This is a genomic window from Candidatus Nucleicultrix amoebiphila FS5 (assembly GCF_002117145.1).
Lineage (GTDB): Bacteria > Pseudomonadota > Alphaproteobacteria > Caedimonadales > Nucleicultricaceae > Nucleicultrix > Nucleicultrix amoebiphila.
The window spans coordinates 562,713-582,884 of sequence record NZ_CP008743.1 but is presented as its reverse complement, the minus strand read 5'-3'; the positions used below and the strand labels follow the sequence as shown (position 1 = coordinate 582,884).

The 20,172-nt window shown below is 39.5% G+C and carries 20 protein-coding genes; 9 read left to right on the top strand and 11 right to left on the bottom strand.

Going from position 1 to position 20,172, the window contains the following annotated elements; genetic code table 11:
- Position 1: 1 nt before the first annotated feature.
- From GQ61_RS02785 to gmk, 5 genes are all read right to left on the bottom strand, one after another.
- Positions 2-1,375 carry a S41 family peptidase gene (locus GQ61_RS02785; protein ID WP_085783838.1) on the bottom strand — a complete coding sequence of 458 codons (1,374 nt, stop codon included), beginning with the start codon at positions 1,373-1,375 and terminating at the stop codon, positions 2-4.
- Between the two features lie 119 nt (positions 1,376-1,494).
- A complete protein-coding gene (gpmI, locus tag GQ61_RS02780; protein ID WP_085783837.1) occupies positions 1,495-3,024 on the bottom strand; it encodes a 2,3-bisphosphoglycerate-independent phosphoglycerate mutase in 1,530 nt (509 codons plus the stop codon).
- A gap of 59 nt (positions 3,025-3,083) precedes the next feature.
- On the bottom strand, positions 3,084-4,031 hold the full coding sequence (locus GQ61_RS02775) for an L-threonylcarbamoyladenylate synthase (RefSeq protein ID WP_085783836.1): 948 nt from the start codon (positions 4,029-4,031) through the stop codon (positions 3,084-3,086).
- Positions 4,032-4,171: 140 nt separating this feature from the next.
- Complete coding sequence (locus tag GQ61_RS02770; RefSeq protein WP_085783835.1) at positions 4,172-5,554, bottom strand: F-box protein; 1,383 nt, start codon at positions 5,552-5,554, stop codon at positions 4,172-4,174.
- A 42-nt stretch (positions 5,555-5,596) separates the two neighbouring features.
- Positions 5,597-6,238 carry a guanylate kinase gene (gene gmk, locus GQ61_RS02765; RefSeq protein WP_085783834.1) on the bottom strand — a complete coding sequence of 214 codons (642 nt, stop codon included), beginning with the start codon at positions 6,236-6,238 and terminating at the stop codon, positions 5,597-5,599.
- Positions 6,239-6,459: 221 nt separating this feature from the next.
- Between gmk and GQ61_RS02760 the strand changes: the two genes are divergently transcribed.
- Positions 6,460-7,521 carry an alpha/beta hydrolase gene (locus tag GQ61_RS02760; protein WP_198157383.1) on the top strand — a complete coding sequence of 354 codons (1,062 nt, stop codon included), beginning with the start codon at positions 6,460-6,462 and terminating at the stop codon, positions 7,519-7,521.
- Here the strand turns inward: GQ61_RS02760 and GQ61_RS02755 are convergent.
- The 5 genes from GQ61_RS02755 to GQ61_RS02735 form a co-directional block, all read right to left on the bottom strand.
- Positions 7,420-8,901 (bottom strand): AMP nucleosidase, encoded by a 1,482-nt coding sequence (locus tag GQ61_RS02755; protein WP_085783832.1) that lies wholly within the window; start codon positions 8,899-8,901, stop codon positions 7,420-7,422. The two genes, GQ61_RS02760 and GQ61_RS02755, sit on opposite strands and share 102 nt — an antisense overlap.
- Positions 8,902-8,934: 33 nt before the next feature.
- On the bottom strand, positions 8,935-9,882 hold the full coding sequence (ftsY, locus tag GQ61_RS02750) for a signal recognition particle-docking protein FtsY (protein ID WP_085783831.1): 948 nt from the start codon (positions 9,880-9,882) through the stop codon (positions 8,935-8,937).
- A 3-nt stretch (positions 9,883-9,885) separates the two neighbouring features.
- A complete protein-coding gene (gene mtaB, locus GQ61_RS02745) occupies positions 9,886-11,151 on the bottom strand; it encodes a tRNA (N(6)-L-threonylcarbamoyladenosine(37)-C(2))-methylthiotransferase MtaB (RefSeq protein ID WP_085785052.1) in 1,266 nt (421 codons plus the stop codon).
- A gap of 100 nt (positions 11,152-11,251) precedes the next feature.
- Complete coding sequence (locus GQ61_RS02740; protein WP_085783830.1) at positions 11,252-11,953, bottom strand: outer membrane protein; 702 nt, start codon at positions 11,951-11,953, stop codon at positions 11,252-11,254.
- Between the two features lie 137 nt (positions 11,954-12,090).
- A complete protein-coding gene (locus GQ61_RS02735; protein WP_157111125.1) occupies positions 12,091-12,579 on the bottom strand; it encodes a hypothetical protein in 489 nt (162 codons plus the stop codon).
- A gap of 147 nt (positions 12,580-12,726) precedes the next feature.
- Here GQ61_RS02735 and GQ61_RS02730 point away from each other — a divergent pair, with 147 nt between their 5' ends.
- Positions 12,727-13,653 carry a hypothetical protein gene (locus tag GQ61_RS02730; protein WP_085783828.1) on the top strand — a complete coding sequence of 309 codons (927 nt, stop codon included), beginning with the start codon at positions 12,727-12,729 and terminating at the stop codon, positions 13,651-13,653.
- Here GQ61_RS02730 and GQ61_RS02725 read toward each other — a convergent pair.
- On the bottom strand, positions 13,650-14,168 hold the full coding sequence (locus GQ61_RS02725; protein WP_085783827.1) for a GNAT family N-acetyltransferase: 519 nt from the start codon (positions 14,166-14,168) through the stop codon (positions 13,650-13,652). The two genes, GQ61_RS02730 and GQ61_RS02725, sit on opposite strands and share 4 nt — an antisense overlap.
- Before the next feature lie 129 nt (positions 14,169-14,297).
- Here GQ61_RS02725 and ffh point away from each other — a divergent pair, with 129 nt between their 5' ends.
- The 7 genes from ffh to GQ61_RS02690 all read left to right on the top strand — a co-directional run bounded on the left by ffh (position 14,298) and on the right by GQ61_RS02690 (position 20,163).
- Positions 14,298-15,650: a signal recognition particle protein gene (ffh, locus tag GQ61_RS02720; RefSeq protein WP_085783826.1), complete on the top strand. Its 1,353-nt coding sequence runs from the start codon at positions 14,298-14,300 to the stop codon at positions 15,648-15,650.
- 36 nt (positions 15,651-15,686) lie between these two features.
- Complete coding sequence (gene rpsP / locus GQ61_RS09325) at positions 15,687-16,166, top strand: 30S ribosomal protein S16 (protein ID WP_085783825.1); 480 nt, start codon at positions 15,687-15,689, stop codon at positions 16,164-16,166.
- Positions 16,167-16,193: 27 nt separating this feature from the next.
- Complete coding sequence (gene rimM / locus GQ61_RS02710) at positions 16,194-16,736, top strand: ribosome maturation factor RimM (RefSeq protein WP_085783824.1); 543 nt, start codon at positions 16,194-16,196, stop codon at positions 16,734-16,736.
- Positions 16,736-17,452, top strand: a complete 717-nt coding sequence (trmD, locus tag GQ61_RS02705; protein WP_085783823.1) for a tRNA (guanosine(37)-N1)-methyltransferase TrmD — start codon at positions 16,736-16,738, stop codon at positions 17,450-17,452. The genes rimM and trmD overlap by 1 nt, the downstream gene beginning before the upstream one ends.
- A complete protein-coding gene (gene rplS / locus GQ61_RS02700) occupies positions 17,449-17,943 on the top strand; it encodes a 50S ribosomal protein L19 (protein WP_085783822.1) in 495 nt (164 codons plus the stop codon). The genes trmD and rplS overlap by 4 nt, the downstream gene beginning before the upstream one ends.
- Positions 17,944-18,156: 213 nt before the next feature.
- A complete protein-coding gene (gene pdhA, locus GQ61_RS02695) occupies positions 18,157-19,155 on the top strand; it encodes a pyruvate dehydrogenase (acetyl-transferring) E1 component subunit alpha (protein ID WP_408606992.1) in 999 nt (332 codons plus the stop codon).
- A 9-nt stretch (positions 19,156-19,164) separates the two neighbouring features.
- Entirely contained in the window at positions 19,165-20,163 is a 999-nt protein-coding gene (locus GQ61_RS02690) for a pyruvate dehydrogenase complex E1 component subunit beta (protein WP_085783820.1), read from the top strand.
- Positions 20,164-20,172 lie beyond the last annotated feature (9 nt).

Here is a 20,172-nt window from a genome sequence, read left to right as displayed (position 1 = left end):
TCTAAGAGGCCTTTTTTAAAGGTTTAATATGACCACCATAAAGGCTTCCAGCTTTGAGAATATTTAAGGCCTGTAAAAGCTGAAAATCCTCAACATTTTTTAAAGAAGTATTATCTACAATAATCTTTGACTCATCCTTTTGATTAGAGTCTGGCTTCTGTGGTGAAGATTGATCTTTATCAAGAGGTTCTTTTGTGCTAATTGCTTTGGCTAAACTCGATTCATTAAAAGGTTGATCTTGAGCGAGAGATTTTAAATCTGATTTTTGTTCTACTTGAATATCGGGTTCGATGCCTTGTTTTTGAATAGATCGACCAGAAGGTGTATAGAAAAGCGCTGTTGTCAGTTTTATAGCTCCACCATTTGTTAAAGGATAAACTGTCTGTACAGAGCCTTTCCCCCAAGATTTTGTGCCTACAATAATAGCGCGTTTATGATCCTGAAGAGCGCCTGCCACAATTTCTGATGATGAAGCAGAGCCTTCATTGATGAGTACCACCAAAGGAAGGCCATTCGTTAAGTCACCTTTTATAGCATTTCGTTGAATGATGTTCTTTTGTTCACGGCCACGAATTGAAACGATTTCTACGTCATTTAAAAAGATGTCTGCAACTTCAATAGCACTATCAAAAAGCCCCCCAGCATTATTGCGTAAATCTAAAACAAAACCAAGAAGCTTTGAACCGAGCTTATTCTGAAGATCAACAATTGCTTTTTTAAGGTCGTTACCCGAGGACTCGCTAAAGGTTGTAAGTCGCAGGTACCCAATATTACTTTCTTCAATACGGGATTTGACCGGTTTTGTGATGATAATATCTCGTTTAATAGTAACATCAAAAGCTGTTTGATCTTTGCGACGAATGCTGAGTGTAACAGCAGTTCCTGGCTCACCCCACATTTTCTTTGCGGCTTCAATGCTGGATAAGCCAAAAACAGGTTCTTTATCAATCATGATAATCAAGTCGTTTGATTGGATTCCTGCCTTGTACGCTGGTGAATCTTCAATAGGTGAAACAACTTTTATGATACCTTCTTCCACAAGAATTTCTAACCCAACCCCTGCATAGCGTCCTTGGGTTTGTTTGTTAATTTCTTCAAATTTCTCAGGGTTGAGATAAGCAGAATGTGGATCTAGGTTTGTGAGCATCCCATTTAAAGCACCTTCTAAAAGTTTTAAGTTATCTACGGGCTCAACATACTCTCGACGAACTCGATCCGAGACATACGCATAGAAGGTTGAGGCTTCTTCCGCAGACATCTTTTTGTCTATATCAGGTTTAATAGCACATGCAGGCAGCATAAACACTGCAAGAAGAGTAAAAAGAACAGAGAATTGAAAACTCATGAGTAGCTTTTTATAGGAATTTTTAGTCACTTATGAATAAACCCTAAAATTAATCAACATCTTTGCGTCATCATAACTTTCCCCTTTAAAACGATCAAGGGTGGTACTGCAACTTTTTCAAGCACTATGGCATTTTAGATAATGTTTTCTTAAGGGCTTACAATTAAAGATTTTCCAGTCATGTTTTCAGGGATTGGTAAATGCATAAGATCTAGAATAGTAGGTGCAATATCTGCAAGTGTCCCGCCTGCTTTGAGTTGAACAGAGGGTTTATCGTTTGCAACAATGACAAAAGGCACTGGATTTAAAGTGTGAGCTGTTAAAGGTTCATGAGTATGGGAATCAATCATTTCTTCAACGTTCCCATGATCAGCTGTTATGATCAAAATTCCATCTTGATTTTTAATAGCTTCATTTAATTGCCCAAGACAGGTATCGATCGTTTCTACAGCTTTAATTGAAGCCTTTATATTTCCTGTATGCCCAACCATGTCCGGGTTCGCAAAATTGACCACAATAAAGTCAAAAGCCTCATTTTTGATCTTATTTATTAATTGTTTTGTGACTTCAAAAGCTGACATTTCGGGTTGTTGATCATAAGTAGAGACTTTAGGAGAGGGAATAAGAATACGCTCTTCTCCCGGAAATGATTGCTCACGACCGCCATTAAAAAAGAAAGTGACATGGGCATATTTCTCAGTTTCCGCAATGCGTAGCTGTTTTAGACTATGTTCAGCTATTATTTCTCCTAAGCTATTTTTTACTTCCACGGGCGGAAAAATTGTTCTCAAAAAAGGCGTTAAGATATCTGAATATTCCACCATGCCAAGAGTTTCTGCCCAATTAGGAGTATAATTACGATCGAAAGCATTAAAAGTAGGATTCAAAAGTGCCGATAAAATCTGACGAACACGATCTGCCCTGAAATTTGCCATAAAAAGTCCATCTCCATCTCTCACACCTTCGTAATTAAAGTATACAGCAGGAGGAATAAATTCGTCCCCGATATTGGATTTATAATTATCTTCAAGATAACTCAGAAAATTTTCAACTTTTGGTCCATCGGCGTGAATGATCGCGCCATAAGCGCGCGCAACTCTATCCCAACGATTATCACGATCCATTCCAAAGTAGCGTCCTCCAAGGGTGACAATCTTAACGGCCGGGTGGAGTTTACGAACAAAGTCTTTTAAATATCCCTTTGCCGACATAGGTGGTGTGTCACGGCCATCAGTAAAGCCGTGAATATTCACTCTAACTCCTTGATCTCCTATGTGATTTGCAAAGGCTAGTATATGGTTTTGGTGGGAATGCACGCCTCCTGGAGATAGCAACCCCAATAGGTGACAAGTCCCCTTTGATTTTTTGAGCTTTTCAATAAAGTCGTTTAAAGCTGGAAGAGAAGAAAGTTCGTTATTCTCAATTACTTGGTCGATACGAGGAAGGTCTTGCATAATGACTTGACCTGATCCAATCGTCATGTGCCCCACTTCTGAATTTCCCATTTGTCCATTCGGTAGACCAACGCTTTGAGCAGAAGCATCCAAAAGTGTCCATGGAGAGTTTTTAAGAAAATCCTGCCAGGACGGAGCGTGTGCTTGGGAAATGCTATTGTTATCAGCTTCTTGTCGATAACCCCAACCATCCAGGATACATAAAACGAGTGGTTTTTTTCTCATTTTTAAGACTTCATTCTACAATAATTTTAAACACTAACATATTTTATAGGTAAGAAAAGTTATTCCTGTGCTGCCCGCTTAAGACGATCATTAATTGCGTGACCTAACCCTTCTTTTGGAATAGGCATAACCGCAATGCTTGCATAACGATCATTATCTAATAGCCTTATCATGGCAAATAAATTAGTCGCAGCCTCATTGAGATTACCTGATGGACTTAAATTTAACGAGTATGCTGCCCCTTTAGGGATATGAGGGCCAAATGCCAGAAGAGCTTGATCCTTTTTGGGAGCCGTACAATTAAGATATAAGGGGATATGGGGGGCATAATGAACTTTTAGTTGTCCGGGAGCCTTTGGATTGCTTTTTGAGTGACTTTGATTTTCTAATACAATTCCTGTTAAGTTCTTGATTTCCTCTGCTGTTATTTTCCCAGGTCGTAACAACTTTGGGATTGGGACAGTTAAATCAATAATGGTTGACTCAATACCGACATGGCAAGCGCCGCCATCAATAATCAGAGGAAGGAGAGGATTATTTTTAAAGCTATCAAATACATGTTGAGCAGAGGTAGGACTTACTTTTGAAGAGGGATTGGCGCTGGGGGCGGCCACAGGCTTTCCAAAATTTCTCAGTATTTGTAAAGTCATGGGGTGGCTGGGAATACGTACTGCTAGAGTATCAAGACCAGCCGAAGCCAGAAACGAAATCTTTGATTCCTGTCGTCTCGGCAAAACCAACGTTAAAGGACCTGGCCAAAACGCATTGGCTAATTTTTTAGCTAGTTCTGTAATCTCAACATCTTGATTCATAAAGGTGATATGAGGATAGTGAATGATCAAAGGATTAAATTCCGGACGCTTTTTAAGGGCAAATATATTAGCAACAGCTTTATCATTGGTAGCATCACCTGCAACACCGTAAACTGTTTCAGTTGGTAAGGCAACCAGTGCACCATCCTTTAGATAGTGGACTGCTAAATCTAAATCTGTTGATATTTCAGGCATTTTCTATACTTCAATCAAAATAATCAATTCTCTTAAGTCATTACACGACATAGAGGTATTTTTGTAGACATTTCATTTTTTTGTTAGCGTCTTCTTCGCGCTCCATGACAAACTATTATGAAGTCTTGAATTCTTTAATTTTAATAAGTCATGTCAAAGAGTGTTATATTATAATCACTAATGATTTCAGACGCTAATTTCTTATTTTTGCGAAAGCCAAAAAGCCCAAAAAGACATCCTGCTGCTTTAATGCTTTTAACCGAGAAATGAGTATCAATTTCTGAATCAATAAATTCTTTGGCGACAAGAGAGGTCGGTAATCCCTGGAACGCACAAAATTCTTCTGTTAATCTTTTTTCTACAGCCCATGGATGTCCTCGTTGATACCATTGGTCTAAAAACGATTGGGCGGCGTTTACATCTTCTTCAAATTCATTATATCCGTACTTGAGGCTAGTATATTGTTCTTCCAATGCCCAAGGAATCCCTTGGTCTGCAAGTTTAGCTAAAAACGCTTTTGCAGATTGAGGTTTCTTTCTAAAACCATTTGTTCCATTCATTCGTCCCTCAAATTTTTTTCGTAAAGCCCATGGATGGTTGATTCTAACCCATTGATTGACAAAGCGTTTAGCTGTCTTATCGTGTTGTGATTGGCTTCTCAGATGTAAACTTAACTGTCTTTCCAAAGCTCCCTCATTACCCAGTGCTATAAATTTTGCAAAAAGACGATCAGCTTTTCTTGGATTTCTCTTATAGCCATTCGTCCTAAACATAAGTCCTTCCAATTTTTTTTCTTGTGCCCAAGGGTGGTTTTGCAAAAATAAGGTTCTTACCAATTCCTTGCCTTGTTTAAAATTTTGGGAGTAGCCCATATTTCCAAATAAAATCCCACAAAGCTTTTCATCTAAAGCCCAAGGACATCCTACGTCAGCTACCTTTTCTATGAATTTACGTCTTTTCCTTCTCTGCGAAATGCTTGTGAGTTTATGAATTTGGGCATTGTTGATGATCGGTAGAATTTGAGGATATTTCCCTGTTTTTTTAGCAATTCTGAAGAGTATTAATTTATGACTCTCAATTTCTCCAAGAGCAACGGCGAGAGAAGCTTTTATTAAAAGAAATTGAACTGTTATTGTTTCTTTATCTAGAGGCGTTATAGCGTCATTTAAAGGTAAACGCATTCTTATGCCATAATGTTTCCACAAACTCGATTCTTGAGAAACACCGCGCATTCTTACATTACTAAGACTTACCCTTCGAATATCAAGAGGATTAAGGAAGGAAAATAGATACAAAATGACCTCATCGGATAAAAATTCTAAATAATTTTCATCGTTATGATGAGAGATCACTTGACGTTGTTGAGAAGTGGAGAGGCGATCATCTTCTAGTTGATTTTGATTGAGACCTATATGAGAAAAAGACTTATTAAAATCATTCTCGTCGTTTGTAGCAAGAAGAGGAGAATTGCAAAGCAATAATAAAAGCGTGATCAGCGTGGGAAAGAAAGAAATTTTTATCATTTTTCTCTTCTTTTTTTAATTCTTTTATGAACAAAGATATTCTTATATTTTTTGTCTTAGCCCTTTGACAAACTCTGCTAACCCAAACTGGCGTTGACGCTTTAAACGTTCACTTTCCAGAATAGCTTCAACTTGTTTTACACTATGATCAAAATTGTAATTAATAATCACGTAGTCATATTCCGCCCAGTGGCTCATTTCATCAGCAGCCTTAGACATACGCTTTTCGACAACTTGTTGAGAATCTTGTGCTCTTAACATCAATCGGCGTTTTAGTTCGTCCCAAGTAGGAGGCAAAATAAACACTGTGACTAAATCGCCACGAGCCACTTGTCCCAGTTGTTGGGTGCCTTGCCAATCGATATCAAAAAGGACATCCTTTCCTTCTTCAAGCGCTTTTTCAACAGGTTCGCGGGGGGTGCCATAATAGTTGTCGAAGACCTTTGCATACTCAAGAAGTTTCTTGTCTTCTGCTTGTTTATTAAACTCTTCAACTGAACAAAATTTATAGTCTCGTCCAGTAACCTCTCCTGGTCTACGTTTACGCGTCGTAAGAGAAACGGACAGCATTAAATTTTTATCGGATTTTAATAATTGTCTTGATATAGTTGTCTTTCCTGCCCCAGACGGAGAGGATAGTACTAACATAAGACCGCGGCGTTTAATATGAATAGGATTGATCATTTGAAACTTCTATCATGTAGGTTTTTAAAGCTCAATACTCGATAGCCGTCTTTTAAAGGTTAGCTTGAAATTTTATGTGAATCTTCTTAAAAAGAGATTAATAACCTCCTGAAATTAGTGTAATAATTTGAAATAATTTTTTTGCCAAAAATCTCATGCGTTTACTCTTTTTAAGTCTTCTTGTTGTATGCTTTCCATTAGAGGGTATAAGGAGTATAACAATGGCGTCCTCTGAATATAACTATATGACCACCAAAGATGGTGCAAAAATAAGAATAGCACACTGGTCTCCAGGTTCTGATTCCAATACATATTATAGGGATGACGCAGGAAGGCTTCAGCCTACGGTTTTGCTTTTGCAAGGCAGGGCATCATTTATTGAAAAATTTGATGAAATTGTCGACGCTCTTTTGAATCGTGGATATTCAGTATGGGCTTTAGATTGGCGTGGTCAAGGTGTATCAACACGTTTGACTGAAAATCGTCAGAAAGGCCATATTGACTCATATGAAACCTACATCACAGATTTGAATCAATTCTTGACCGAATATGTTCTACCAGATGCCAATGGGCCTATTATTGCTCTGGGGCAATCCATGGGAGGGCATTTGGTCTTGAGATATTTACATGATTACCCCGGTCATATTAGCGGCGCGATTTTAACAGCACCTATGTTAGACGTTAATACAGGAGGATACCCAAAGGGGATAGCAAAGTTTCTTGCGAAGTTTACAAACAAAATAGGGTTAGGAGAAAATTATATCTTTGGACATGGTGACTTTCTTCCCACAAAAGAACCTTATGAAGACAATTTTCTAACGCATGATCGCGAGCGATTTTTTAAACTAAAGCGTTTGCAGATGGAGCATCCTCATTTGATTATAGGTGGGGTAACTTTTGGATGGCTTGATGCCACTTTTGAATCAATCGCCAAACTTAGTCAACCTGGTTATTTACAGGATATTAAAGTTCCTGTTTTAATTCTTGCTGCAGGGGAAGAGCAAGTCGTTGATAACAGCGGCATTCAAAGAATCTGCGATATGCTGCCTCAGTGTCATTTGAAAGTTTATGAAAATGCGCGTCATCAAATTTTAAGTGAAGTCGATGAAATCTTAAAACAATTCTGGAATGATTTTGATCATTTTATTGACGAACAAATTCTAAGGCAGCCACAAAACAGATCAACGGAAGGGCGGCTCATTGAATCCGCGCAACTTACGCGAATGGAGCGTCGTCGTCCCACGCTCTCTAAGGATATCAACCGCCTTAAGCCCAATTTTTAGGTGTTGATCTACGCGACTTTCGTAAAAAGCATTAGCCATATTGCGTAACTTAATTTCTCCGTGAACTGGTTTATCCGAAACGCAGAGCAGTGTTCCATAAGGAACTCGAAAACGAAGCCCATTCGCAGAAGTCGTTGCTGATTCCATATCCAAGGCGATAGCACGACTTTGATTAAAGCGTTCATGAAGTTCGCGAGATCGCAATTCCCAATTGCGATTACACGTTGTCACAACAGTGCCTGTGCGCATGCGAGTTTTTAGTTGATGCGGTTGTAGACCGGTAATTTGAGCAACGGCTTCCTGTAAAGCTACTTGTACTTCAGCAATTGGAGGTACAGGAACCCAAAGAGGTAAATCTTGATCCAGTACGCCGTCTTCCCGAACATACCCGTGAGCTAAAATATAGTCGCCTAAGATTTGACTGCGTTGTAAGCCTGCGCAATGACCGAGAATAAGCCAGCAATGAGGTCTTAAGACTGCCAGATGATCAGTAATATTCTTGGCATTCGTGGGACCAATTCCTATGTTAATAAAGCTAATACCATTTTTATCCGAACGTTTGAGATGATAAGTTGGCATTTGTGGTAAGTGTTTAGGAGGCTGACCATTAGTCGATATTTCTTTATTCTTGCTCGCAGTTTTTACGACATCTCCCGGTTCAATAAGAGAGGAGTAATGCCCATCTATTAGCTGCTCTTGGCTGTAATTGTAAAAAGCTTCCATATAGCGTTGATAGTTGGTAAGTACGATAAAATTCTGAAAATGCTTGGGATTTGTACCGGTGTAATGGTAAAGGCGGTAAAGAGAATAATCTACACGCTCAGCATCAAAAAGTGCTAGAGGAAACTCTCCCCTTTCTCGTACTTCGAAAGTATGATTCACAACTTCATCATCTATGCGCTTTAAGTCAGGATGTACAAAACCCAAGCGAAACTGCTTCAATTGTTCAGGCGTAAACTGACTATCAGGACTCTCTAAGCCTGCAAAATGCCATGGAATACGACGTCTACTGCGACGAATCAGAATAGGGCCTCCATAATTCTTCAGCAATAAGGTGATTTGTTCTTTTAAATAGTCCTCAAAAAGACTAGGTTTTGTGATGGTTGTGCCATAAAGACCTGGTGCATCAACGATACCATAGGATAACGTTGCGTCTGTTGCGTCTAGTTTTTCAGGCCCAATGTTAATACTAATATGAGGATAACAAGCTTCCACAGGTTGAGTGGCTGTTAAATCCCCTGCAATTAACTGAGCAAAACTTTCTTTTATCAAAGCAATGCTATTCTGATAAATATCCTTTAGTCTTTGAATTGCTTGATCAGCGTCAAAAAATTCTTCTGACTCACTATATTGATCAGTGTTCCTAGTCTGCTTTACCACCCGACGCCTCCACTTTGTCTGTTTTCTTTATAATTATTTCTCCCCATCAAGGCCTAAAAGCGCTCGGGCAAAGCTCTTGGCTTCAAAGGGTCTTAAGTCGTCTATATCTTCACCAACTCCTATAGCATAAACTGGTAATTTAAATCTCTCAGCTAAACTAACCAGGACGCCACCACGAGCAGTACCATCTAATTTCGTCATGATAAGCCCTGTTATTTGTGTTGTCTTCAAGAAAATCTCAGTTTGCATATGTGCATTTTGACCGACTGTCGCATCCAAGACTAGGAGGCAACTGTGTGGGGCTGTTTCATCAATCTTTTGAATGACGCGTCGAATCTTTGATAATTCATCCATAAGATCAGATTTATTATGAAGACGACCAGCTGTATCAATGATTAAAATATCGTCCTTATTTTTTTGAGACTGTTGTAAGGTGTCAAAGGCAAGACCTGCAGCATCGGCACCTTGTGAAGCCACGGCAATTGGAACATTAATGCGTTTTGCCCAAACTTGCAGTTGCTCAACAGCAGCAGCTCTAAATGTATCACAGGCTGCAAGTCGTATCTTGTGACCTTCATTATGGAAATAGTGAGCTAATTTGCCAATGGTAGTTGTTTTACCACTTCCGTTTACGCCGACGATCAACATGACAAAAGGCTTTTTATTCTTACCTAAAGTAATCGGTTTTTCTACAGGTTTGAGGATGGCTTCTATTTTTTCAGCTAAAAATCCTTTTAACTCTTCATCAGAAATATCTTGATTGAAACGTTCTTTCTTTAAGGCTTCAATAATATTTTTAGATGTATCAACACCAAGATCGGATAAAATCAGAAGTTCTTCTAATTCATCTAACGTGTTTTGATCCAGCTTACGCTTTTTGATAATATTAGTAATGCCCTCACTAAGTTTTGTGGAGGTCTTCGATAAGCCTTCTTTAAGCCGTTTAAACCAACCTTTTTTTTCTTCTTTTTTTTCGGCCATTCCTTATCCTTTTATGATGAGTGTCTGATCTTTAATATCGACGACTTTGGCTTTTAGAATTTGCCCTTCTTTAGCAGGAGTTTCAATAATTTTTGCGGGAGCATAATGATTTGTGCGTCCTCGAAGATTTGCTTCCATCAAAATGGTTTCTTCAAGGCCTAATCTACTTTTTAAAAATTTGTCCAATTGAATTTTGCCGAGTGCGCGTAGTCGTTGTGCTCTTTCCTTAATTAAGTCTCCAGGAACTTGTGGCATGCGCGCAGCAGGTGTGTCTTTTTTAGCGGAATAGGGAAAAACGTGAAGATAAGTAATATTACACTCTTCGACTAATTTCAGAGAATTTTGAAACATTTCTTCTGTTTCTGTAGGAAATCCAGCGATAATATCAGCCCCAAAAACTGCATCCGACTTTAATGATCTAATTTTATTACAAAAATTGATCACATCTTCTCTTAAGTGACGTCTTTTCATGCGTTTTAAAATCATATTATCTCCAGCCTGCAGGCTAATATGAAAATGAGGCATGAGACGATTCTCACTGGCAATGATGTCAAAAAGCGTTTCTTCAACTTCGCTGGGATCAAGGGAAGTGAGACGTAAACGTGTTAGGGAAGGGTGCTGTTTTAAAACTCTTTTAGTCATCTGTCCCAAGGTTGGAAAGCCAGGTAAGTCTTTGCCATAGTCTGTTATATCGACGCCAGTAAACACAATTTCTTGACAATCGTTTTCTAGCAATGTGGCGATTTGCTGACTAATTTCTCCCATGGGGACGCTACGGTTGTTACCGCGACCATAAGGAATGGTGCAAAAGGTGCAACGATGATTACAGCCGTTTTGGATTTGAATAAAAGCGCGACTGCGATTTTCAAAGCCAGAAATGAGATGATTTGCGGTTTCTTTAATTTCCATGATATCGGTTACATGCACCTTATCGGAGACTTGACGATAAAAGTGTTTTTTCTGCATTTTCTCATGATTGCCTAAGACCCGGTCTACCTCGGGCATTGTGGCATAGAACTCTGGATTGATTTGAACGCTACACCCAGTCACAATGATATAAGCTTCAGGGTTTTCGCGACGTGCTTTTCGAATAGCTTGTCGAGCTTGCCGTTCCGCTTCATTTGTGACAGCACAAGTATTTATAATAATAGCATTATCAAGACTCTGTTGTTCTGCATGATCGCGCATGACTTCTGACTCATAGGTGTTAAGGCGACACCCAAAAGTTATAATTTGTGGCTTAGATGTATTTAATACTTTATCACTCATGGTGCCTAGATAAGACTTTTTAGAGTGTTTTTGCAATTAATTTAAATAAAAACCCCCGATGCAGTGCACCGGGGGTTAAATATCCCTAATCTTTGAAAGACTAGAAGTGGTAGCTCAAACGTGCCATCAAGTTGTGAGAGTTCATCTTGATGTTTTCTTTTGAAAGAGCGGCACTTACTGATTTCTCAAACATGAATTTATATTCAGCACCAACGCTCCACTTGTCATTGATTTTCATATCAAATCCAACTCCTGGACCAAAACCAAACACGAAATCTTTTTTAGATTTTTTACCGTTACCGCTAACAACAACCTGACCGTTTTCAGTGAGGACTGCGTTTGCAGACAGCGTGTTTTCTACTTGAGTACCTCTCAAAGCAACCAATCCATAAAGTACGGAGTCTGAGAAAGTATAACCGAGTTTTGCAGCAATTTCGCTATAGAACTTACGCTTATGCTCAAGCTCAATTTTACCAGTGAAGGCGATATTGTTTTGAGCAATGGTACCTTCAAATAGGTTCTTTTTAGCGCTTCCAAAATGATACCCTGCTTCTAAACCAATTCCAAAGAATACGCTTTGGGGGGCAGATTTAGAGTATTGTACGAACAAACCAAAGGGAGCTTGATTGAAACGAAGTGACTTATCCAAGGGTGTGCCTGTGCCGCTTAATTTCACGGAATTGGATGTCCAGCCAGCAGTCGCACCCATTGAAAAACCGTTGTATGCAGCAGCTTCGGCTTGAACTGCGCCCATCAGCGTCAAAGCTGAAGCAGCGGCTAATAAAATTTTATTTAATCTCATATCACGACTCCTTTATTAATAATGTGACTTGAGCATCTGTAAATGGTAATGCCACATAAGCAAAAATAAAATTGTAATTTGGGCAAATTATTGTTCAGGATTGTGACAAATGTGCAACAATATACGAATGATATGATTTACAAGCTTATTTTTAAATAGATCCCTATTGTTGTCAGAACGGTCATGAAAATTGATGCTACAAGTCCTAAGATAATCAAACCATTCGCGCCGCTATTAAGAATGGTTAACCCAAACCCAATAGAAGAAAAACTTGAAAGCAACTCAATAAAAGCAAGTCTCAGATAGCTAAGACTTTCTAAATAATGTTGTCTTGAGTGATTTTCTTTGAGGAGATCTTTAACCAAATTGTGAATCATAAACACATAGAAGCCAAGCAGAAACCATAAAGTAGCAATAATCATCATAAGTCCAAAATGAAAGCTAATGGGAATTAAAAAAAATATAAGACAGAGATGAAAAAGGAGATAGTTTTTTATCTCATTTTCCTTTGTAACATCTTCTATAACATAGGCAGTCATAACCCAAGGAGCATAGGGCTCAAAAATAGTCCTGCTTTTATTATCTTTATAAAATATATTTTTAAATAAATAATCATATATTTTCATATTATTATTATAACAATTATGAATTAATGCATATTTAATTTCCTCTGTATTTAGAGACCAATCCTGACAGAGCATAGATTGACAAATGGTAAAAAATAAAATACCTATTTAGCAAAATAATGGTCAATCACTGAAAAGGTGGCGCTTGTGAAGTCTAATTTATTTGTTTATGTTCTCTCAGGGTTTTTATTCGCCTCTCCTCATATTCTTTATGCAACTCACAATGAAAACATAGGAGGGGAGGAAAGAATTGAAACTCAAAGGGGATATGTTCAAGCAACAATTACAAAATTCAAGTTTAAGCAAGATCCTTTTGAAATGGCATCTCCTGAATCTCTCCAAGAACATGAAACGCGTCTTTATATTCATCGGTTTTTAGAAGCTTTGCATGAAAAATCAATGGTGAAGAGAGCCATGGCCTATGGATTGCCTGTGCCAGAGCCTATACCTTCCGTGCAAATTAAGAAGGAAAAGGACGTTATTTATATTGATTTAACACCCGAGGAGCTACGTCAAAAAACAATTGATACTTTAAATAAAGCCTATAAGCCAGAAATTGAAGCCATGCTTCTTAATGAATTGAAAAATTCTTCTTGGCTTAAGGACATTAGCTTGGCGTTCTTTTGTCAAAGACGTGTAGAGTCTGAAAAAGTAAAGGAATATGTAATCAGAGCTGCCTATGAAGTGGCTGGTGAAGAAGGCTTGGTGTTGAAAAATATAAAAACTTTAGAGGAACCAAAAGAGTCTTATCAAACACCTGAATTTTCTCCTCATGTCTCTATGCAGCTAGATGAAGAAACAAGAGAAAGAGAAAGGCAAGCACTTGAGCTGATGCATTATCAAGAACTGATGAGATTGCAGCTTGAGCGTACCGCTGCTCAACGCGCACAAAGTATGTCATTAAACATGGGGATTCCTGAGAACGGGCAACGTTATAGAGGAATAGCCCCGCTTTATGGATATCAAAATTACTCTGGTGTGATGCCTTCAGTATCACCACCTACCAATCCAAGCGGATATGGGCCTCAAGGATTTCCTAACTTCTGGAGTGGTTTGTTTAATAATGGCATCTAAGAGAGCTTAATTATCATCCAAAGATATTTGTGCGGGAGCGGGCTTTGAATAATTTTAAAGCCCGCTTTTTCGTAAACATGAATGGCTTTTTGGTTATGAAGAGCTGGGTCAACAAGACAAGCAGTATAATGTGGTTTTATATGGCTTATTAAAAATTGCTGAAGAATCTTAGATCCTAATCCTCTGCCCAATGCCTTAGATTCACCAATATAAAAATCGAGAGCAGCAAGATTTGAGGGTAGAGCGTCTATCTTAAGGTCTTGATCACGAAGATAATCGTAGGCATTGTAATATTGGATGAAGCCTAGAGGATCTTCATTTTGACAGATTATGAAACAAAAAATGGGCTTGGAAGTTGTGTTGTGAAAGCGCGGTAAATACTTTTTCTCCACATCTTCTAAGGTCCAAGATCTCTGCTCTCCGTACCATTCGTTCACATGTGGAGTATTAAGCCAACGACAAAGAAGAGGAAGGTGTTCTTTCTTTAAGGACTGAAACGTTATCATTGAGGTCATTAGCTTCTATATCTTAGCTTATTTAAGTTGACTTTATCATAGAAGTAGTCTAACTACATCACACACTATTATTACGTCAGTCGGCGAGTATCGCTCACTGGCGATTTTCTTTTTGGAGAATTTTGGTTCGTGTTTGAGAGTCTCAGTAAAAGACTTGGTGATATTTTTGATCGTCTAAAGCGCCGTGGCGCTTTGAGCGAAGATGACGTTGCTGCTGTTGCACGTGAAATCCGCATTGCGCTGTTAGAAGCGGATGTGGCACTGCCTGTTGTGAAGGAGTTTATCGAATCCATAAAGCAACGAGCCGTTGGGCAAGAGGTTATTAAAAGTGTAACCCCCGCTCAAATGGTTGTAAAAATTGTTCATGATCATTTGATCGAGATTCTGGGAAGTCAAGAGAGTAATCTTAACTTAAATTCTACGCCGCCGGTGGTTATCATGATGGCGGGGCTTCAAGGGTCTGGTAAAACTACGACGACGGGAAAACTTGCTCACTTTCTCACGAATAAATATCGTAAAAAAGTGTTGATGGCATCGACGGATATTTACCGTCCTGCAGCGCGTGAGCAACTTGAAGTTCTTGGTCAACAAACTAAAATCACTACGTTACCTATTAAAGAAAAAGAAAAGCCCTTAGCTATTGCTAAGCGAGCTCATGAAATGGCCCGTCTTGAGGGATATGATGTCTTGCTCCTTGATACGGCAGGACGTCTCCATATTGATGAAGAATTGATGGATGAGCTAGCTGATATCAAGAAAGCTCTGAAGCCAACGGAAATTCTGTTGGTGGCTGATGCAATGACCGGTCAAGATGCGGTGAATATTGCAAAAAGTTTTCATGAAAAACTAGATTTAACAGGCATTATTCTTACACGCGTGGATGGTGATGCGCGTGGAGGAGCTGCTCTTTCTATGCGTCAAGTGACCGGTTGTCCTATTAAATTTGTGGGATTAGGCGAAAGAGTTGAGCAATTTGATATATTTTATCCCGATCGTATTGCCAGTCGTATTCTTGATATGGGTGATGTGGTTACTTTGGTTGAAAAGGCTGCTGAGACTATTGATCGTGAAGAGGCTGAAAAACTTGCGAAAAAAGTCGAAAAAGGTAGTTTTGATTTGGATGATTTCGCTTCTCAGATAAAACAGATTTCAAAAATGGGTGGAATGTCTGGGATTATGAATTTGCTGCCTGGTATGGGAAAATTCAAGGATAAGATAGAAGAAGCGGGGATTGACGATAACTTAATAAAACGTCAATTAGCGATTATCCATTCTATGACCCTTAAAGAAAGAAAGTTTTACAAAATTTTAAATGCATCAAGAAGAAAACGTATTGCACAGGGGTCAGGAACCACAGTGCAGGACGTGAATCGATTGCTAAAGCAGTATCAAGATATGCTCAATGTCATGAAACGCTTTAAAAAAATCGGTAAAAAAGGTTTTTTGCGCCAAGGGTTAAAGGGACTTTTTTCGCCGAAGTAAATTGAAAACGAATGAGTAAACTAGAAGGAGTTACAAATGCTTAAAATACGTCTCGCTCGTGGTGGATCAAAGAAGCGCCCCCATTATAGTATCGTGGTGGCCAACTCAAGAAGTCCACGCGATGGCAAGTTTATTGAGAAAATTGGTCGTTATAATCCCATGGTCGCTAAGGATCATCCTGAGCGTTTGGTTCTTAATACAGAGCGTGTGAAGTATTGGTTGGGTGTAGGCGCAGAGGCCACAGATCGTGTTGGTCGCTTTTTAGGTCAACAAGGATTGGCACCAATGCCAAAGATTTATTCAGACCCGATCAAGTCTGCCCCTAAGAAAAAAGCCCAAGAACGTATAGCTGCTGAAGCTGAAAAATTAGCAGCTGCGGAAGAAGCAAAAAAAGCAGCAGAAGCTGAGGCTGCCGCTGCAGCAGCAGCTCCTGCGCCAGAGCCCGTCGCAGAAACTTCTGTTGAGCAAGAATCTGCTGCTGTCGCTGAAGAACCACAGCCTTCTACAGAAGGCTAAGCGCTCTTAAAGCACTATGAACAACGCATGGCACTTCAAGATTCGTCGAAAGTTTTAATTGGTGAAATCCAAGGCCTTCATGGGATCAAGGGGGCTGTGCGTTGTCGCTTTTATATCAATCACATAAAAGATATAGAAAAATGCTCAGTTTTTGTTGATGAACATGGGCATGAATACAAAGTTTTAGAGATGATTCCTACTCGTCATAGGGAAAATTTTATTCTTAAAATAAATAATATAATCTCAGCAGATCAAGCTGAAAAATTACGAGGGATGTCTTTGTATGTAAAGCGTCAAGACTTGCCTCCTTTGCAAAGCAATGAGTATCTTTACGCTGATCTTATTGGATTAAAGGTATTGACTGTAGATGAGAAAGATTATGGACGGATTATTAGTGTTCATAATTTTGGCGCAGGAGATATTTTAGAGGTGCAATTAAAAGCAACTACAAAAAAAGTGTTGATTCCTTTTACTAACGATGCGGTTCCAGAGATAGATCTTATTAAGAAAACCATTAAAATTAATGAAGATTTTGTGCCGATAGTGACTGGGCAGGAAGAGAAAGTCTGATGCATTTTAAGGTTTTTACTTTATTCCCAGAGTTGTTCCCAGGTCCACTGAAAGCTTCAATTATAGGGAAAGCTCTTGATAATGAGTTATGGCAATGTGAAGCCATTAATATTAGAGACTATGCCACAGACAAACACCGAACAGTTGACGATATCGTTTATGGGGGTGGACCAGGTATGGTTATGAGGGCAGATGTGGTGGATGCGGCTCTGAGGGCTCATTTTCAGGTTAAGAAACCTAGGACACTCCTGTATTTAACCCCTCGAGGGACCCCTCTAAAACAAAGTCGTGTAAAAGAGCTTGCACATTGTTCCACAATAGGGTTATTGTGTGGTCGCTTTGAAGGCATTGACCAACGTGTTATTGATGATTGGTGCATAGAAGAAGTAAGTATTGGAGATTTTGTTCTCTCTGGCGGTGAGCTGGCTGCAATGATGCTGATGGATTCAGTTTTGCGGCTTTTGCCAGGCGTAATTGGATCGCCTGAATCGTTGGATGAGGAAAGTTTTAATGAGGATCTCCTCGAATATCCGCAATATACAAGACCTGCGGACTGGAATGGTATGAAAGTTCCAGAGGAATTAATTTCGGGGAATCACGCGTTAATTAGGAAATGGCGACGCCAGCAAGCCGAAAAGATTACTAGCTTAAGGCGTCCCGATCTTTGGAAGCAGTATTGCGAGAAGTCAAAAGGATTAGGAAAGGGTGAATCATGAATATCATTCAGCAATTTGAACACGAACAAATGCAAACTATTTTAAAGGACAAAGTTGTGCCTGATTTTGCACCAGGTGATACCTTGCGTGTTATGGTGAAAGTTGTTGAAGGTGATCGTGAGCGTGTGCAGGCCTATGAAGGTGTTTGTATTGCGCGTAAAAATTCAGGGATCAACTCTTCTTTTACCGTTCGTAAAATGTCCTTTGGTGAAGGTGTCGAACGCGTATTTCCTCTTTATTCACAAAGTATTCGTATTGAAGTTGTACGTCGCGGTCATGTGCGTCGCGCAAAACTTTATTATTTGCGTGACCGTTCTGGTAAGAGTGCTCGTATCGCTGAGAAAACTAATTATGCAAATCGTGAAGCCGACAATACTGGTTCTGCGGTTGAAACTTCAGCCACTAAAGTGAAGAAAGAAGCTAAGCCAAAGGCTGAAAAGCAAGCTAAAAAGGCTCCTGCAGCAGAGACCGAGTCTCCTCAACAAGCCTAATTTCATTTATTGATAGACTTTTAATGGGGCTTTGCCCCAAAAGTTTTATGTATTTTTAAGAAATTATTAAACACTTGAGGATATCAAATGGCTCAGAACGCTGGAGGCGCCGCCTTGAAAAAAGAATATAAACCCTCTGTTGTTTCTGAGTTTCATGCGCACAGTTTTCCTAAAATTAAACTTTCTAAGGAAGAACTGCTAAAGCACTATCGTATGATGCTGCTTATTCGTCGCTTTGAAGAAAGAGCCGGGCAGATCTATGGTATGGGAAAGATTGCAGGGTTTTGTCATCTCTATATTGGTCAAGAAGCCGTTGTTACAGGTCTTCAATCGTGTCTTACTGAAAAAGATACCATTGTTACTGCCTATCGTGATCATGGTCATATGCTTGCCTGTGGTATGGATCCCAAAGGAGTAATGGCAGAGCTTACAGGGCGTATTGGTGGATATTCAAAAGGTAAGGGAGGCTCTATGCATATGTTCTCCCGTGAAAAGAATTTCTTTGGTGGTCATGGTATCGTGGGAGCTCAAGTACCGATAGGTACAGGACTCGCTTTTGCGCATAAATATCGTAAAGATGGCGGCCTATGCGTGACTTACATGGGAGATGGGGCCGTTAACCAGGGTCAGGTATACGAAGCCTTTAACATGGCAGCTCTTTGGCAATTGCCAGTTATTTATATTATTGAAAACAATCAATATAGCATGGGAACAGCAGTGGCCCGTCATGCAGCAATGCCCCATGAACTTTATAATCGTGGTATTGCTTATGGAATTAAAGGGTATCCAGTGAATGGTATGGACATTCTCGAGGTAGAAGCTGCCGGCCGTATGGCTGTCGACCATGTGCGTTCTGGAAAAGGACCGATTATTCTTGAGATGAAGACCTACCGTTATCGTGGACACTCTATGTCTGATCCTGGAAAATACCGTTCTAAAGAAGAAGTGGAGAGCGTTAAAGAACAAGCAGATCCTTTAAGTCTTCTACAATCAAAATTAGAGAAAGAATTTAAGGTAAGCGAAGCTGAGTTCAAAACTTTTGAAAAAGAGATTAAAGAAATCATGGTTCAAACGATTGAGTTTGCAGAAACTAGTCCTGAACCTGATGCGTCAGAGTTATTTACAGATATTTATGTAGGCGAGACCCCTCAGGCCTCAGATAAGAGTGCTTCAGAGCCAAGTTCTTCTGGTTCATCTTCAATAGGCTGGTAGGAGAGAGAGATGGGAGAACAGAAGCTAATGAAAATTATGACAGTTCGTGAAGCATTGAAAGAAGCGATGGCTGAAGAAATGCACCGTGATCCCAATGTTTTTTTAATGGGAGAAGAGGTTGCAGAATATCAAGGAGCTTACAAGGTTTCACAGGGACTTTTAGATGAATTTGGTTCTGCAAGAGTTATAGATACACCTATTACTGAGCATGGCTTTGCTGGATTAGGAGTTGGTGCAGCTTTTGCCGGGCTAAAGCCCATTGTTGAATTCATGACATTTAACTTTTCTATGCAAGCAATCGATCATATCATCAACAGCGCTGCTAAAACTCTTTATATGTCAGGTGGCCAAATGGGATGTCCCATTGTATTTCGTGGCCCCAATGGTGCAGCGGCTCGCGTTGCGGCTCAGCACTCTCAATGTTATGCTAGTTGGTATGCCCATTGTCCAGGACTTAAGGTCATTTCACCTTATAGCTCAGCTGATGCTAAAGGTTTGTTAAAATCAGCAATTCGAGATCCTAATCCCGTTATTTTTTTAGAAAATGAAATTTTGTATGGTCACAGCTTTGAAGTGCCCGACGAACCTGATTATCTCGTTCCCATTGGAAAAGCTGCAGTTTTGCGAGAAGGAACTGATGTAACTATTACGGCCTTTTCATTAATGGTTAAGCATGCTCTTGAAGCAGCTGATCGTCTAAAGGAACAGGGAATCAGTGCTGAAGTGATTGATTTACGCACGATTCGTCCTCTTGATACTTCTACAATTGTTGAATCTCTCAAGAAAACAAATCGCTTGGTGAACGTTGAAGAAGGATGGGCTTTTTCAGGAATTGGTTCTGAAATTTCAGCCATTATTATGGAGCATGCTTTTGATTATCTCGATGCCCCTGTCAAAAGAGTAGCAGGAGCTGACGTGCCAATGCCATATGCTGAAAGTCTAGTTAAGATGTCACTGCCTCAGGTTGAAAATATTATTGCTGCAGCCCATGAGGTCTGTTATCGCTAAATTTATAGA

Excerpts from the sequence above, each read along its gene's own strand:
- rplS (WP_085783822.1), top strand. The coding sequence starts at position 17,449 with ATGAATATCATTCAGCAATTTGAACACGAACAAATGCAAACTATTTTA.
- GQ61_RS02690 (WP_085783820.1), top strand. The coding sequence starts at position 19,165 with ATGGGAGAACAGAAGCTAATGAAAATTATGACAGTTCGTGAAGCATTG.
- GQ61_RS02740 (WP_085783830.1), bottom strand. The coding sequence starts at position 11,953 with ATGAGATTAAATAAAATTTTATTAGCCGCTGCTTCAGCTTTGACGCTG.
- ftsY (WP_085783831.1), bottom strand. The coding sequence starts at position 9,882 with ATGGCCGAAAAAAAAGAAGAAAAAAAAGGTTGGTTTAAACGGCTTAAA.
- GQ61_RS02760 (WP_198157383.1), top strand. The coding sequence starts at position 6,460 with ATGGCGTCCTCTGAATATAACTATATGACCACCAAAGATGGTGCAAAA.
- rimM (WP_085783824.1), top strand. The coding sequence starts at position 16,194 with ATGGCACTTCAAGATTCGTCGAAAGTTTTAATTGGTGAAATCCAAGGC.
- GQ61_RS02735 (WP_157111125.1), bottom strand. The coding sequence starts at position 12,579 with ATGAAAATATATGATTATTTATTTAAAAATATATTTTATAAAGATAAT.
- GQ61_RS02775 (WP_085783836.1), bottom strand. The coding sequence starts at position 4,031 with ATGCCTGAAATATCAACAGATTTAGATTTAGCAGTCCACTATCTAAAG.
- GQ61_RS02770 (WP_085783835.1), bottom strand. The coding sequence starts at position 5,554 with ATGATAAAAATTTCTTTCTTTCCCACGCTGATCACGCTTTTATTATTG.
- trmD (WP_085783823.1), top strand. The coding sequence starts at position 16,736 with ATGCATTTTAAGGTTTTTACTTTATTCCCAGAGTTGTTCCCAGGTCCA.
- GQ61_RS02725 (WP_085783827.1), bottom strand. The coding sequence starts at position 14,168 with ATGACCTCAATGATAACGTTTCAGTCCTTAAAGAAAGAACACCTTCCT.
- rpsP (WP_085783825.1), top strand. The coding sequence starts at position 15,687 with ATGCTTAAAATACGTCTCGCTCGTGGTGGATCAAAGAAGCGCCCCCAT.
- gpmI (WP_085783837.1), bottom strand. The coding sequence starts at position 3,024 with ATGAGAAAAAAACCACTCGTTTTATGTATCCTGGATGGTTGGGGTTAT.
- gmk (WP_085783834.1), bottom strand. The coding sequence starts at position 6,238 with ATGATCAATCCTATTCATATTAAACGCCGCGGTCTTATGTTAGTACTA.
- pdhA (WP_408606992.1), top strand. The coding sequence starts at position 18,157 with ATGATGCTGCTTATTCGTCGCTTTGAAGAAAGAGCCGGGCAGATCTAT.
- mtaB (WP_085785052.1), bottom strand. The coding sequence starts at position 11,151 with ATGAGTGATAAAGTATTAAATACATCTAAGCCACAAATTATAACTTTT.